The following is a 12,882-nucleotide window of genomic DNA, read 5'->3' as shown; positions in this document are numbered from 1 at the left end:
AATGGAGGCGAAGCGCCTCAAGGAGCCATGTCCGGTGTTTCACGCGATAGTGTCCATTAAAAAATGATGGACACTATTTTCCCGGAACCGGAGCCCGCTGCACAGACGGTTTAAATGTGACGCTTACCCTTCCAGCGTCTGCCAGTGGCGAATACAGTCGGGACGTTGTGTCATCGTGGTTGGCTCCCTGTTGAGATTTCAGTCTGGCAGAGGGAGCGGGATGACTCAAGCACGGCATCGCGAACAGCAGAAAGAAAAAAGGCCGGGTTACCCCGGCCTTTTTACAGAACAACAAGACTTATTTAGCGCCAGGACGCAGCGCCGGGAACAGGATCACGTCACGGATGGTATGGCTGTTGGTAAACAGCATCACCATCCGGTCGATACCAATGCCTAAACCTGCCGTTGGCGGTAAGCCGTGTTCCAGTGCGGTAACGTAGTCTTCGTCATAGAACATGGCTTCATCATCGCCCGCGTCTTTGGCATTAACCTGCTGCAGGAAGCGATCAGCCTGATCCTGCGCATCGTTAAGCTCAGAGAAGCCGTTGCCGATTTCACGTCTGCCGATAAAGAACTCGAAACGGTCGGTGATTTCCGGGTTTTCATCGTTACGACGAGCCAGCGGAGAAACTTCCGCCGGGTATTCGGTAATGAAGGTAGGCTGAATCAGGTGCGCTTCTGCGGTTTCCTCAAAAATCTCGGTCACCACGCGGCCTAAGCCCCAGCTTTTCTCGACTTTGATGCCGATGGCCTGGGCGACTGCCACGGCTTTATCGAAATCGTCAAGATCGGCCAGATCGGTTTCCGGACGGTATTTTTTGATGGCTTCACGCATGGTGAGCTTTTCAAACGGCTTGCCGAAATCGAATTTCTGCTCACCGTAAGGCACGACGGTGCTGCCCAACACATCCTGCGCCAGCGTGCGGAACAGGCTTTCGGTCAGTTCGATCAGATCCTTATAATCCGCATACGCCATATAGAGTTCCATCATGGTGAACTCTGGATTATGACGTGGCGAAATCCCTTCGTTACGGAAGTTACGGTTGATCTCAAACACGCGGTCAAAACCGCCCACAACCAGACGTTTCAGATACAGCTCTGGCGCAATACGCAGGTACATATCGATATCCAGCGCATTATGATGCGTGATAAACGGACGCGCTGATGCGCCACCCGGGATCACCTGCATCATTGGCGTTTCCACTTCCATAAAGTCGCGAGCGACCATGAACTGACGAATACCGGCCATAATCTGAGAGCGAATTTTGAAGGTGTTGCGTGATTCATCGTTGGCGATGAGATCAAGATAACGCTGACGATAACGTGTTTCCTGATCGGCCAGGCCGTGAAACTTATCAGGCAACGGACGCAGCGCTTTGGTCAGTAAACGCAGTTCTGAACAGTGAACAGACAGCTCGCCGGTTTTAGTTTTGAACAACTTACCGCGTGCGCCGAGGATATCGCCCAGATCCCACTTTTTGAACTGCTCGTTATAGATGCCTTCAGGCAGATCGTCACGTGCTACGTACAGCTGAATGCGGCCGCCAACGTCCTGCAGGGTGATGAAAGACGCTTTGCCCATAATACGGCGCGTCATCATACGGCCCGCCACGCTGACCTCAATGCCTAAGTCTTCCAGCTCTTCGTTACTCTTCTCGTCATAGCTGGCGTGCAGCCGATCGGAGGTGGTATCACGACGAAAATCGTTAGGAAACGCCACGCCGTTTTCACGCAGCACGCTCAGTTTCTCGCGACGCGTTTTCAGTTCGTTATTTAACTCAAGTGCGACGTCAGCGCTCTGCGGTTGTTGTTCAGACATGTCGGTTCCTTATAGCCCTGCTTTTAAACTTGCTTCAATGAAACGATCCAGATCGCCATCCAGAACCGCCTGCGTATTACGCGTTTCCACGCCGGTACGCAGATCTTTAATTCGTGAGTCGTCCAGAACGTAAGAACGGATCTGGCTTCCCCAGCCGATATCCGACTTATTGTCTTCCAGCGCCTGCTTCTCGGCATTTTTTTTCTGCATCTCAAGCTCATACAGCTTCGCCTTCATCTGCTTCATCGCCTGATCTTTGTTTTTGTGCTGAGAGCGGTCATTTTGACACTGCGTGACCGTACCGGTCGGAATATGGGTGATACGCACCGCAGATTCCGTCCGGTTAACGTGCTGACCACCGGCACCGGAGGCACGGTAAACGTCAATGCGCAGGTCTGCCGGGTTAATGTCGATATCGATATCGTCATCGACTTCCGGGTAGATAAACGCGGAGCTGAATGAGGTATGGCGGCGACCACCGGAGTCAAACGGACTCTTACGAACAAGGCGATGAACGCCTGTCTCGGTGCGTAACCAGCCAAACGCATAATCGCCCGACACGCGAATGGTTACCGATTTAATGCCCGCCACTTCGCCTTCGGACTCTTCAATAATCTCGGTTTTGAAGCCTTTCGCTTCAGCCCAACGCAGATACATACGCATCAGCATGCTGGCCCAGTCCTGCGCCTCGGTGCCGCCGGAGCCAGCCTGCAAGTCGATATAACAGTCTGCGCTGTCGTACTCACCCGAGAACATACGGCGGAATTCGAGTTCACCCAGTTTAACGTCCAGCGCGTCCAGTTCTTCGACCGCTTCGTTAAAGGTTTCTTCGTCATCGGCTTCCACAGCCAGATCAAGCAGGCCCTGTACGTCTTCCAGCCCCTGCGTCATCTGATCCAGCGTATTCACGATTGCTTCGAGAGAGGAGCGCTCTTTACCCAACGCCTGGGCGCGTTCAGGTTCGTTCCAGACGTCAGACTGTTCGAGTTCTGCGTTTACTTCTTCAAGGCGTTCTTTCTTGGCATCGTAGTCAAAGATACCCCCGAAGAACGTCGCTGCGCTCGGTGAGGTCCTGAATACGGTATTTGACCGGATTAATTTCAAACATGTGTTTAGCGTCTTTTTAACGTTTGATGGAATAAGAAATGTAACCTGCGAGTTTACCCGAAACCGGCGACAGTTTGTAGCGTTGAGAAAATGCGCAGGGTGTAAACGTTTGGGACAGGCTGTGCTGAAAGGGAGGGAGGCAACGTCAGAAAGGCCTGGCGGACGGACTCCCGTCCGTCCACCTTCATCCGTTAACTGAGCGGCCAGAGATGTTCAATAATCAACTGCACTGAGCGGTTACCGCGATATTCATTGATATCCAGCCGGTACGCCAGTTCAACCTCGCGAACGCTGCTGTCAGGCCACAGCGTGGTATCTACGTTAAACGCGATGCCGTCGATCAGTGGCCCGCCGCCCAGTGGCTCCACCATGACTTTCAGATGACGTTCCCCCACCAGCCGCTGCTGCAACAGCCGGAATTTGCCGTCAAACGCAGGCTCCGGAAAGGCCTGTCCCCAGGGACCGGCATCGCGCAGCATTTCGGCGGTCTCCAGAGAAAACTCAGCGGGTTGTAACGCGCCATCAGACCACATCACCCCTTGCAGCGCTTCGCCAGCCAGCCAGTCGCCGACCAGTTCAGCGAACCGCTGACGAAACTCCTCGTAGCGCGCCTCCTCCAGCGACAGCCCGGCCGCCATGGCGTGACCACCAAACTTCTGCATCAGCCCGGGGTGGAGCGTATCAAGCCGTTCCAGGGCATCCCGCAGGTGCAGGCCCGCAATCGAACGTCCCGAGCCTTTCAGCATGCCGTCGCCCGCAGGCGCAAAGGCGATGACCGGACGGTGAAAACGCTCTTTGAGCCGGGAAGCCAGAATACCTACCACGCCCTGATGCCATTCGGGATGATAAAAGGCCAGCCCCAGCGGCAAATCGGTTTGCTCACGCTCCAGCGTCTGACAGAGCGCCAGCGCCTCGCTTTGCATGCCCTGTTCAATCTCTTTGCGCATCTGGTTGAGCGCATCCAGCTCGCTGGCTAGCATACGCGACTGGCTGAGATCGTCCGTCAGTAACAGCGCGACGCCGACCGACATATCGTCGAGCCTCCCGGCCGCATTCAGCCGCGGTCCCAGCGCAAACCCCAGGTCGCTGGCGGCCAGCTGGCGCGCATCGCGATTGGCGATTTCCAGTAGCGCCTTGATGCCCGGTCGGCATTTACCGGCACGAATGCGGCTCAGGCCCTGCCAGACCAAAATACGGTTATTTGCATCCAGCGGCACGACATCCGCAACCGTGCCCAGCGCCACCAGATCGAGCAGGTCAGCCAGGTTAGGTTCTGCCCGCGTGACGCCAAACCAGCCCTGGGTTCGCAGATGGGCACGCAGCGCCATCATCAGGTAAAAGGCCACACCAACGCCTGCCAGCGCACGCGACGGGAAAGTGCAATCAGGCAGGTTTGGGTTAACGATAGCGTCCGCGTCAGGCAGCGTTTCGCCGGGTAAATGGTGGTCGGTCATCAGCACCGCAATCCCGTGCGCATGCGCGACGGCGACGCCAGCATGAGAGGAAATACCGTTATCGACAGTGAGGAGCATCTCCGCGCCGCGCGCTTTCGCCTGTTCGACAACCTCAGGACTGAGGCCGTATCCATCCTCAAACCGGTTAGGTACCAGATACTGAACATTGCTGCATCCCATGCTGCGCAGAGCCAGCACGGTAAGCGCGGTACTGGTGGCACCGTCAGCATCAAAATCGCCGACGACCATAATACAGCGTCCATCCAGCAGCGCTTCATGCAGCAAGGCGACGGCCTTATCAATACCGCTCAGCGCACTAAACGGCAGCAGGTTTTTCGCGCCTCTTTCAAGCTGAGCGGCATCACTGACGCCGCGTTGCAAATAAAGCCGACGCAGAAGCGGCGGCAAATCAGCAGGGAGCCCGGGCAAATCCGGTACCGCCTCACGACGACGTAATTCGACTTCGTGCTTTACCACGCCTTAACCACCACGCTTTTGATTATCCAGTACCTGTTTGAGTTCCTGAGGGCTTTGGTAGCCCGGGATCATCATTCCGCTATCGGTCAGAATGGCGGGCGTGCCCTGAATGCCGAACAGAATGCCGAGTTTATACTGCTGACCAATGTCAGTTTTGCATGACGCAGGCGCCTCCATCTTCGGCGCATCACCTTTCATCGCGTCATCGAAGGCTTTGTTACGATCGGCGCTGCACCAGACCGCTTTCATGGCGCTGGCGACATTACCGTTCATCCCTTCGCGTGGGAAAGCAAGATAACGAACCGTGATGCCCAGCGCATTGTAATCGGCCATCTGCTCGTGCAGCTTGTGACAATAGCCACAGGTAATGTCCGTGAACACCGTGACCACATGCTGCTCTTTTGCCGCTTTATAGATGATCATCTCCGGAACCAGCGCGTCGACCTTTTTATCCAGCAGCGTATTGGTCACGTTCACCGGTTGCGTGCCGCTGACATCATAAAGGGGACCCTGGATCATGTGTTTACCATCATCGGTCACATACAGGACGCCGCTTTCGCTGAGCACGGTTTTGAAGCCTGGCAGCGGAGACGGCTGAATCTCGGTCTGGTGTAAACCCAGTTTTTTCAGGGAAAGCTGAATAGCGCTGTCATCAGCGTGGGTTAAACCGGAAAAGGCGCTGACCAGCAGCGCCAGCGTGGCAACATGTTTGTTCATTGTTTTCCTTATATCCGTCGGTCATGCACGCGGATGATGCTGTTGATGTAACAGTCGCAGACGTTCCGTGGCGACGTGAGTATAAATCTGGGTCGTGGAGAGATCGCTGTGTCCCAGTAACATCTGTACGACACGCAAGTCTGCTCCGTGGTTCAGCAAATGTGTGGCAAAGGCGTGGCGCAGCACATGGGGCGACAGCTTTTCGCTGTCAATGCCTGCCAGCGTGGCGTAGTGCTTGATTCGGTGCCAGAACGTCTGCCGCGTCATTTGCTGCGCGCGGCTACTGGGGAAGAACACATCCAGCGTTTGCCCGTTGAGCAACCACGGACGACCATGTTCCATATAATATTCCAGCCAGTAAACCGCCTCTTCACCTAATGGCACCAGGCGCTCTTTATTGCCCTTACCGATCACCCGCACCACGCCCTGACGCAGGCTGACGTCGTTCAGGGTTAATCCCACCAGCTCCGAAACACGCAGCCCGGTGGCATACAATAATTCCAGCATGGCTTTATCGCGCAGTTCCAGCGGCACGTTGACATCCGGAGCCTGCAGTAAACGCTCGACCTGTGCCTCGCTCAGATCTTTGGGCAGCCGTTGGGGCAGCTTTGGCGCGGCCAGTTGGGCGCTGGGATCGTCCTCACGGATCTTTTCACGGTACAGGTACTGAAACAGGCGGCGCATAGCGCTGAGCAGACGCGCTGAGCTGGTGGCCTTATAGCCGCCTTCCAGTCGCTCTGCGAGAAACTGTTGCAGATCCTGCGGGCTTAATGACACCAGCGTCAGGCCGTGATGCGCCAGCCAGCCGGTGAGCGTTTGCAGATCCTGTCGATAGGAGGACAAGGTATTTTGCGCCAGATTGCGCTCAATCCACAGCGCGTCAAGAAACTGTTCTGTCAGTTCGCTGTCTTGCACGTTTTCCCCGCCGTTCAGTCTGAAATCGTGCTCATTATGCCTGATTCACCCCTGCTTCTGATACAATTACGCCAAAGTCTGGATTAACAGAGCACTATCTGCATGAAAATTGGTCTTTTTTACGGTTCCAGTACCTGCTACACCGAAATCGTAGCGGAGAAGATTCGGGATTTTATTGGCGACGAGTTAGTGACGTTGCACAACGTGAAAGATGACGATCCGCGTCTGATGGAAGAGTACGACCTGCTGATTTTGGGCATTCCGACCTGGGACTTCGGCGAGCTACAGGAAGACTGGGAGGCCATCTGGCCGCAGTTGCCCACCCTCAATCTGCATAACAAGATAGTGGCGCTTTACGGCATGGGCGACCAGATTGGCTATGGTGAATGGTTTCTCGACGCGCTGGGTATGCTGCACGACCTGCTGCAACCCATGGGCGTGCAGTTTGTCGGCTACTGGCCGCTGGATGGCTATGAATTTACCAGCCCCAAACCGCTTAGCGCGGATGGCAAACAGTTTGTGGGGCTGGCGCTGGATGACGTCAATCAGTTTGACGTGACGGATGAGCGCGTTGAGCAGTGGTGCGAGCAGATTCTGACGGAAACGGCCGAACGACTTTAGGCTGTCGGTGTTAACGCGCGCGTTGTCTGTCGCGAAAACAGCAGGCGCGTAAGGCGCGCCATTCAGCAGGCTGCATATTATCCTGCATGAGCCAAAACCGCGTTATCCTGCCCTGACGGTTCTTCATGACCAGCAACACCGCGCCAGGTAACCAGTAAAGCGGTTGCTGCGTTTGCCAGTGTTCATCCTGCCAGTGCCAGTCACGGGCACTGTCGCGTCGTAGCGCTCCACAGCGCAGACACAAGCGCCTGTCCTGCCGCCATCCTTCCCACACGATGAGGGCGAACAGCACCGGCTTTATCACCCACTCTGCCGCAGACAAGGGCATCAGCCCGACGCCGGCTAGCATTACCACCAGCGTCAGGGCAAGGATTGTGCGCGCCTGCAACGAGGGATGAAGGTTACATTGCCACCGGGCCGCGTTCACGATTACGCTGCTGAATAAGCTTCACCATGCGTTTCAGCTCGGGATCGGCTGGCTCGCCGTGGTTCATCATCCAGTTGAAAAGGTCCGGATCGTCACTTTTCAGCAGGGCAATGAAAACCTGCTTGTCGGTATCGTTTAACGTGTCATATTCGTACTTGAAGAACGGCATAATAGCGACATCCAGTTCCAGCATGCCACGACGGCAGGCCCATTGAACGCGCGATTTATCATGAATATCCATGCATCAGTTTTCCTGTTTCACATCGTGGCGACTAGTGTAACCTGGATTGACAGCGGCTGCAGGCTCCAGACTTCGTCATGTGCACAACGCCGCAGGATGACGCTTTTGCTGGCGTTCATCACGCGTTTTGTGCGCCCTGTTCAGTAAACAGGTTGCAATGCCAGTCTGCTCTTTTACCATTGAAGATATTGTTCCGGATGAACCTTCATACTCAGGATTTATCAATGCCAACATTTACGCTTCCCCCACGTCAACCTGCGGCCTCATCGCGTCTGCCGCTCACGTTAATGTCTCTGGATACCTGGGCTCTGGTGTCTGTAGTGGGCCCTGACAGTACGTCCTATTTGCAGGGTCAGTTGACGCTGGATGTCGCCGCGCTGGATGCCGCCCATCATCTGCCCGCCGCCCACTGCGATGCGAAAGGCAAAATGTGGAGCAATCTGCGTCTGTTTCACCGCGGCGAAGGCTATGCCTATTTAGTGCGCCGGGCACTGCGTGATACCCAGTTGCCGGAGCTAAAAAAATACGCCGTATTCTCTAAAGTGACGCTGGCCGCCGATGACGATGTGGTGCTACTGGGCGTTGCCGGTTTCCAGGCTCGGGCTGCGCTGGCTGACCGGTTTGAAGTCCTTCCTGACAGTATTACTCCCGTGGTGCAACAGGGCGAAACCACCCTGCTGTGGTTTGCCCAGCCCGCAGAGCGCTTTTTACTGGTCACCTCGCTTGCTGAGGCAGAAGCACTGAAACAGAAGCTGGCCGAGGATGCTCAGTTAACAGACAGCACACAGTGGCTGGCCCTGGACATTGAAGCCGGTATTCCGGTGATTGAACCTGCGACCAGCGCGCAGTTTATTCCCCAGGCGACTAATTTGCAGGCACTGGACGCGATCAGCTTCAAAAAAGGCTGCTACACCGGGCAGGAGATGGTGGCCCGCGCGAAATACCGTGGCGCCAATAAGCGCGCCCTGTACTGGCTGTCAGGCCAGGTCAGCCATCTGCCTGCCGCAAACGACTCGCTGGAATTACAGATGGGTGAACGCTGGCGTCGCACAGGAACCGTTCTCGCCGCCGTGCAGCTTGATGATGGCGTGACCTGGGTGCAGGTCGTGATGAATAACGATCTGGAGCCAGACAGCGTATTGCGCGTCGAAGGGGATGAAGGAGGCAAACTCACTATTCAGCCTTTGCCTTATTCGCTGGACGAAAACTGAGTGTCGGGGCGGGAACCTCTCCCGCCCTGTTTCTACATGACGTAGAAATAGATGGCGCAGAAATGACAGATGCAGCCGCCTAACACAAAACCGTGCCAGATGGCGTGATTAAACGGCACGCGGCGCGCCACATAAAAGATCACCCCCAGGGAATAGATGATGCCTCCCAGCGCCAACAGCCAGATCCCCCCCGGCGACAGTTTCATCGCCAGTTGATAGACCACCACCAGCGACAGCCATCCCATACAAAGATACGTGACCAGTGACAGCACCTTATAGCGTTCGGCGATCGTCAGTTTAAACAGAATGCCCAGCAGCGCCAGTCCCCAGATGACCGCCATTAATGCGTGAGCCAGCGGTGACTGCAGCCCTGTCATCAAAAACGGCGTATAAGTGCCCGCAATCAACAGATAAATGGCGCAGTGATCCACTTTTTTCAGCACGCGTTTGGCGCGTGGATGACTGACAGCGTGATAAAGCGTGGACGCCAGAAACAGCACGATCATGCTGCCGCCATACAGGCTTGAGCTGACGATGGTGGTGACATCCGCATGGATCGCTGTTGCCTTAACCAGTAGCAGCACTAACCCAACGATTCCAAAGAAGCAACCCAGCCCGTGACTGATACTGTTGGCAATTTCCTCTGCCAGTGGATAGTCCTGCGTGGAAAAATGTTTATGCGTCATAACCTTCCTGCCTGAAAAGTGAGAGCCATTGCAGATTAATCACCAGACAAATTAATCAGAAAAACTTTCAGTGTACAAGTGTAAGCTTAAATTAATTAATGCGGTCAACGCCGGTTCAAATTCTGTTAAAATGCTGACTGGTCAACTATCTGGTGATTTTTTCATGTTCGCGCATCACGATCTTGCCACGCTCAACGATCTGGAATTGCAGGTTTATCAGTACATCATCAGACATCGTGAAAATGTCAGTTACATGACCATTCGTGAACTGGCGGAGCAGGCCGCCGTGTCAACTACCACCGTACTGCGTTTCTGTCGCAAAATGCACTGTGAAGGCTGGTCTGAGTTTCGTATCCGTCTGCGGCTGGCCCAGGAACACACGGCCCCAGCTTTACCGGTCTCTGGCCCGGCCGATATGCTGAGTTTTTTTAAAAGCATCAATAATGCTGAATTTGAGCAGGTCATCACCCAGGCAGCCGCGATGATCAGGCAGGCTGAGCGGGTATTTTTTATTGGTGTGGGCACATCAGGGAGCCTGGGAAAATACGGTGCACGTTTTTTTTCGAATGTGGGGAAATTCAGTCATGCTATTGATGATCCTTATTATCCCGTCAATCCGAGCCTGTATGAAAATGCCCTGGCGATCATCCTTTCTGTCTCGGGCGAAACAGAAGAAGTACTGCGTATCGCCAGCCAGTTTAGCCTGAATAAATGCAAAATTATTGCGGTCACCAATAGTGAAAACTGTTCGCTGGCAAAAATGAGCGACTTTACGGTTTCCTATCACGTCCCGGTTATCCGCCTGGCGGATAACTGCGATATTACCACTCAGGTACCGGCGATTTATATTATCGAATCGCTTGGCCGACGGTTAAGCCAGTAAAACACAGCGTTTTTTAGCTGTGACAAATCCCTTTTTTCGCACGGTGTTATACCGTGACTTTACAAAGTGCTTTGCTACACTCAGCCCAATTTTATCTGTATTGGAGAGTGGGTAATGAGCTTACCAGACACATTTTTGTGGGGCGGTGCCGTCGCGGCTCACCAGGTTGAAGGCGGGTGGGATCAGGGTGGAAAAGGTATTAGCATCGCTGACGTGCTGACAGGGGGTGCACACGGCGTGGATCGTGTCATTACCGATGGCGTTCAGCCCGGAAAATTTTACCCTAATCATCAGGCCGTCGAGTTTTACTCACACTACAAGCAGGATATTGCGTTATTTGCGGAGATGGGATTTAAATGCTTCCGTACCTCGATTGCGTGGACGCGTATATTCCCTAGTGGCGATGAGCAGCAACCTAACGAAGCCGGCCTGCAGTTTTATGATGACCTGTTTGATGAATTACTGAAATATGGCATCGAACCAGTAATTACCCTTTCCCATTTTGAAATGCCCTACCACCTGGTAAAAGAGTATGGCGGCTGGCATAACCGTAAAGTCGTCGATTTCTTTGTGCGTTTCAGTGAAGTCGTGCTGGAACGATACAAAAATAAAGTTAAATACTGGATGACCTTTAACGAAATTAATAACCAACGTAACTGGCAATATCCGCTGTTTGGCTACTGCTGTTCCGGCGTTATTTTCACCGACCATGAAAAACCTGAACAGGCGATGTATCAGGTCATGCACCATCAGTTCGTTGCCAGTGCCCGGGTGGTGAAGCGCGGACACGAGATCAACCCGGACTTCAAAATTGGCTGCATGATCGCCATGGTGCCGGTTTATCCGTTCTCCTGCCATCCTGACGATGTCATGCTGGCTAAAGAAGCGATGCATCAACGCTATGTCTTTAGCGATGTACAAATGCGCGGTTACTACCCTGCCTACGCGCTGAAAGAGTGGGAACGCAAAGGCTACCACATTGAGATGCAACCAGAGGATGCAGATACCCTGCGTCAGGGCTGTGCCGATTACATCGGTTTCAGCTATTACATGAGTAATGCCGTGCAGCACAGCGCCAGCGGTGTTGACGACCCCATTACCGGTTTTGACGGGGTGGTCAAAAACCCGCATGTCAGCGCCTCAGACTGGGGCTGGCAGATCGATCCCGTTGGCCTGCGTTATGTGCTGAACGATCTGTACGAACGCTACCAGAAGCCGCTGTTTATCGTGGAAAACGGCTTTGGCGCAATCGACAAACCGAATGCGCAGTGCGTGATCGAAGATGATTACCGCATTGCGTATCTGGCGGCGCATATCGCAGAGATGAAAAAAGCCGTCATTCATGATGGTGTGGATCTGATGGGATATACGCCGTGGGGCTGCATCGATTGTGTATCCTTTACGACCGGCCAGTACGACAAGCGCTACGGTTTCATTCACGTTAATAAAAACGACGATGGCAGCGGTGATTTCTCACGCGCGAAAAAGAAAAGCTTTGCCTGGTATCAGCAGGTTATCGCCAGTAACGGTGAAAAGCTGTAAGTCGGCTGCCGCAGCGTCACGCTGCGGCATGAATTTACCGCCCGCCGGCGGCATCAATTATGCTGCCGGTGATGTAAGAGGCCGCATCGCTGGCCAGCCAGACCACCACTTCTGCAATTTCTTCGGCATGTCCACCACGTCCCATCGGAACGCCGCTCGCCAGTCGGTCGACGCGGCCGGGCTCCCCGCCATCGGCATGCATCCCGGTATAGATCAGACCGGGCCGCACGCCATTGACGCGAATCCCCTGTTGCGCGACCTCCAGTGACAGACCTTTCTTCAGCGTATCCATCGCGCCCTTCGATGCGGCATAGTCGACATATTCACCAGGAGAACCCGTACGGGCTGCCGCGGAGGAAACGTTCACGATACTGCCGCCCAGTCCTCCCAGGTGCGTTCCCATGCGCCGGACGGCTTCACGACAGCAGAGGAAGGTGCCCGTGACATTTGTCGCAAAAACCTGTTGAATGCGCGCCGCGTCCAGTTGCTCAAGACGGCATTGCTGAAACAGGATACCGGCGTTATTTACCAGCAGCGAGAGCGGCAGGTTCTCCTGATCCAGCCGTTGAAACAGCGCCATGACCTGCGCCTCCTCACTGATATCGGCCTGTACGCTAAAGGCTTCTCCGCCGTTACGCACAATCTCATCCACCACCCGCTGCGCTTCACTTTCGCGCGCGCGATAATTCACGGCCACACGGTAGCCCCGTGTCGCCAGTAAAACGGCGGTCGCACGGCCAATGCCGCGACTACCGCCAGCAACAAGCGCGAGTTTCATCTGA

13 protein-coding genes are annotated in these 12,882 nt (G+C 54.6%); 4 read left to right on the top strand and 9 right to left on the bottom strand.

Annotated features, from left to right (window positions below):
- Positions 1 to 298 precede the first annotated feature (298 nt).
- From lysS to xerD, 5 genes are all read right to left on the bottom strand, one after another.
- Positions 299 to 1,819, bottom strand: coding sequence for a lysine--tRNA ligase (gene lysS, locus F7Q90_RS06845; protein ID WP_006120809.1), 1,521 nt, complete (start codon positions 1,817 to 1,819; stop codon positions 299 to 301).
- 9 nt (positions 1,820 to 1,828) lie between these two features.
- A protein-coding gene (prfB, locus tag F7Q90_RS06840) for a peptide chain release factor 2 (RefSeq protein WP_100208631.1) occupies positions 1,829 to 2,927 on the bottom strand; the annotation gives its coding sequence in 2 pieces (ribosomal slippage) (positions 1,829 to 2,851 and positions 2,853 to 2,927; 1,098 coding nt in all).
- A 190-nt stretch (positions 2,928 to 3,117) separates the two neighbouring features.
- Positions 3,118 to 4,857 (bottom strand): single-stranded-DNA-specific exonuclease RecJ, encoded by a 1,740-nt coding sequence (recJ, locus tag F7Q90_RS06835; RefSeq protein ID WP_006120811.1) that lies wholly within the window; start codon positions 4,855 to 4,857, stop codon positions 3,118 to 3,120.
- A gap of 3 nt (positions 4,858 to 4,860) precedes the next feature.
- A complete protein-coding gene (gene dsbC, locus F7Q90_RS06830) occupies positions 4,861 to 5,574 on the bottom strand; it encodes a bifunctional protein-disulfide isomerase/oxidoreductase DsbC (RefSeq protein WP_006120812.1) in 714 nt (237 codons plus the stop codon).
- A gap of 21 nt (positions 5,575 to 5,595) precedes the next feature.
- Positions 5,596 to 6,489 carry a site-specific tyrosine recombinase XerD gene (xerD, locus tag F7Q90_RS06825; RefSeq protein WP_006120813.1) on the bottom strand — a complete coding sequence of 298 codons (894 nt, stop codon included), beginning with the start codon at positions 6,487 to 6,489 and terminating at the stop codon, positions 5,596 to 5,598.
- A gap of 102 nt (positions 6,490 to 6,591) precedes the next feature.
- Between xerD and fldB the strand changes: the two genes are divergently transcribed.
- A complete protein-coding gene (fldB, locus tag F7Q90_RS06820; protein ID WP_006120814.1) occupies positions 6,592 to 7,110 on the top strand; it encodes a flavodoxin FldB in 519 nt (172 codons plus the stop codon).
- 10 nt (positions 7,111 to 7,120) lie between these two features.
- Here the strand turns inward: fldB and F7Q90_RS06815 are convergent, their stop codons facing one another.
- Complete coding sequence (locus F7Q90_RS06815; protein WP_044242534.1) at positions 7,121 to 7,537, bottom strand: protein YgfX; 417 nt, start codon at positions 7,535 to 7,537, stop codon at positions 7,121 to 7,123.
- On the bottom strand, positions 7,512 to 7,778 hold the full coding sequence (sdhE, locus tag F7Q90_RS06810; RefSeq protein ID WP_006120816.1) for an FAD assembly factor SdhE: 267 nt from the start codon (positions 7,776 to 7,778) through the stop codon (positions 7,512 to 7,514). The genes F7Q90_RS06815 and sdhE overlap by 26 nt, the downstream gene beginning before the upstream one ends.
- 224 nt (positions 7,779 to 8,002) lie before the next feature.
- On the opposite strand from sdhE, the gene ygfZ reads away from it, so the two are divergent.
- On the top strand, positions 8,003 to 8,989 hold the full coding sequence (gene ygfZ / locus F7Q90_RS06805; protein WP_006120817.1) for a tRNA-modifying protein YgfZ: 987 nt from the start codon (positions 8,003 to 8,005) through the stop codon (positions 8,987 to 8,989).
- A gap of 32 nt (positions 8,990 to 9,021) precedes the next feature.
- Here ygfZ and trhA read toward each other — a convergent pair whose 3' ends face one another.
- Positions 9,022 to 9,675, bottom strand: coding sequence for a PAQR family membrane homeostasis protein TrhA (gene trhA, locus F7Q90_RS06800; protein WP_006120818.1), 654 nt, complete (start codon positions 9,673 to 9,675; stop codon positions 9,022 to 9,024).
- Positions 9,676 to 9,838: 163 nt separating this feature from the next.
- Between trhA and F7Q90_RS06795 the strand changes: the two genes are divergently transcribed.
- Both F7Q90_RS06795 and F7Q90_RS06790 read left to right on the top strand, forming a co-directional pair.
- The gene (locus F7Q90_RS06795; RefSeq protein ID WP_006120819.1) at positions 9,839 to 10,558 is read left to right on the top strand and encodes a MurR/RpiR family transcriptional regulator; all 720 of its coding nucleotides are present in this window, start codon (positions 9,839 to 9,841) and stop codon (positions 10,556 to 10,558) included.
- Between the two features lie 114 nt (positions 10,559 to 10,672).
- Positions 10,673 to 12,100: a 6-phospho-beta-glucosidase gene (locus tag F7Q90_RS06790; RefSeq protein WP_006120820.1), complete on the top strand. Its 1,428-nt coding sequence runs from the start codon at positions 10,673 to 10,675 to the stop codon at positions 12,098 to 12,100.
- 34 nt (positions 12,101 to 12,134) lie between these two features.
- On the opposite strand, the gene F7Q90_RS06785 is transcribed toward F7Q90_RS06790, so the two are convergent.
- Positions 12,135 to 12,878, bottom strand: coding sequence for an SDR family oxidoreductase (locus F7Q90_RS06785; RefSeq protein ID WP_006120821.1), 744 nt, complete (start codon positions 12,876 to 12,878; stop codon positions 12,135 to 12,137).
- Between the last annotated feature and the right edge of the window lie 4 nt (positions 12,879 to 12,882).

Origin of the sequence: Pantoea stewartii subsp. stewartii, assembly GCF_008801695.1 — a bacterium.
In the GTDB taxonomy this organism is placed as follows: Bacteria; Pseudomonadota; Gammaproteobacteria; order Enterobacterales; family Enterobacteriaceae; genus Pantoea; species Pantoea stewartii.
This window is presented reverse-complemented; position numbering and strand designations above follow the sequence as displayed.

Coding starts and splice junctions, on each gene's coding strand:
- lysS (WP_006120809.1), bottom strand. CDS start 1,819: ATGTCTGAACAACAACCGCAGAGCGCTGACGTCGCACTTGAGTTAAAT.
- dsbC (WP_006120812.1), bottom strand. CDS start 5,574: ATGAACAAACATGTTGCCACGCTGGCGCTGCTGGTCAGCGCCTTTTCC.
- fldB (WP_006120814.1), top strand. CDS start 6,592: ATGAAAATTGGTCTTTTTTACGGTTCCAGTACCTGCTACACCGAAATC.
- sdhE (WP_006120816.1), bottom strand. CDS start 7,778: ATGGATATTCATGATAAATCGCGCGTTCAATGGGCCTGCCGTCGTGGC.
- ygfZ (WP_006120817.1), top strand. CDS start 8,003: ATGCCAACATTTACGCTTCCCCCACGTCAACCTGCGGCCTCATCGCGT.
- trhA (WP_006120818.1), bottom strand. CDS start 9,675: ATGACGCATAAACATTTTTCCACGCAGGACTATCCACTGGCAGAGGAA.
- F7Q90_RS06795 (WP_006120819.1), top strand. CDS start 9,839: ATGTTCGCGCATCACGATCTTGCCACGCTCAACGATCTGGAATTGCAG.
- F7Q90_RS06790 (WP_006120820.1), top strand. CDS start 10,673: ATGAGCTTACCAGACACATTTTTGTGGGGCGGTGCCGTCGCGGCTCAC.
- F7Q90_RS06785 (WP_006120821.1), bottom strand. CDS start 12,878: ATGAAACTCGCGCTTGTTGCTGGCGGTAGTCGCGGCATTGGCCGTGCG.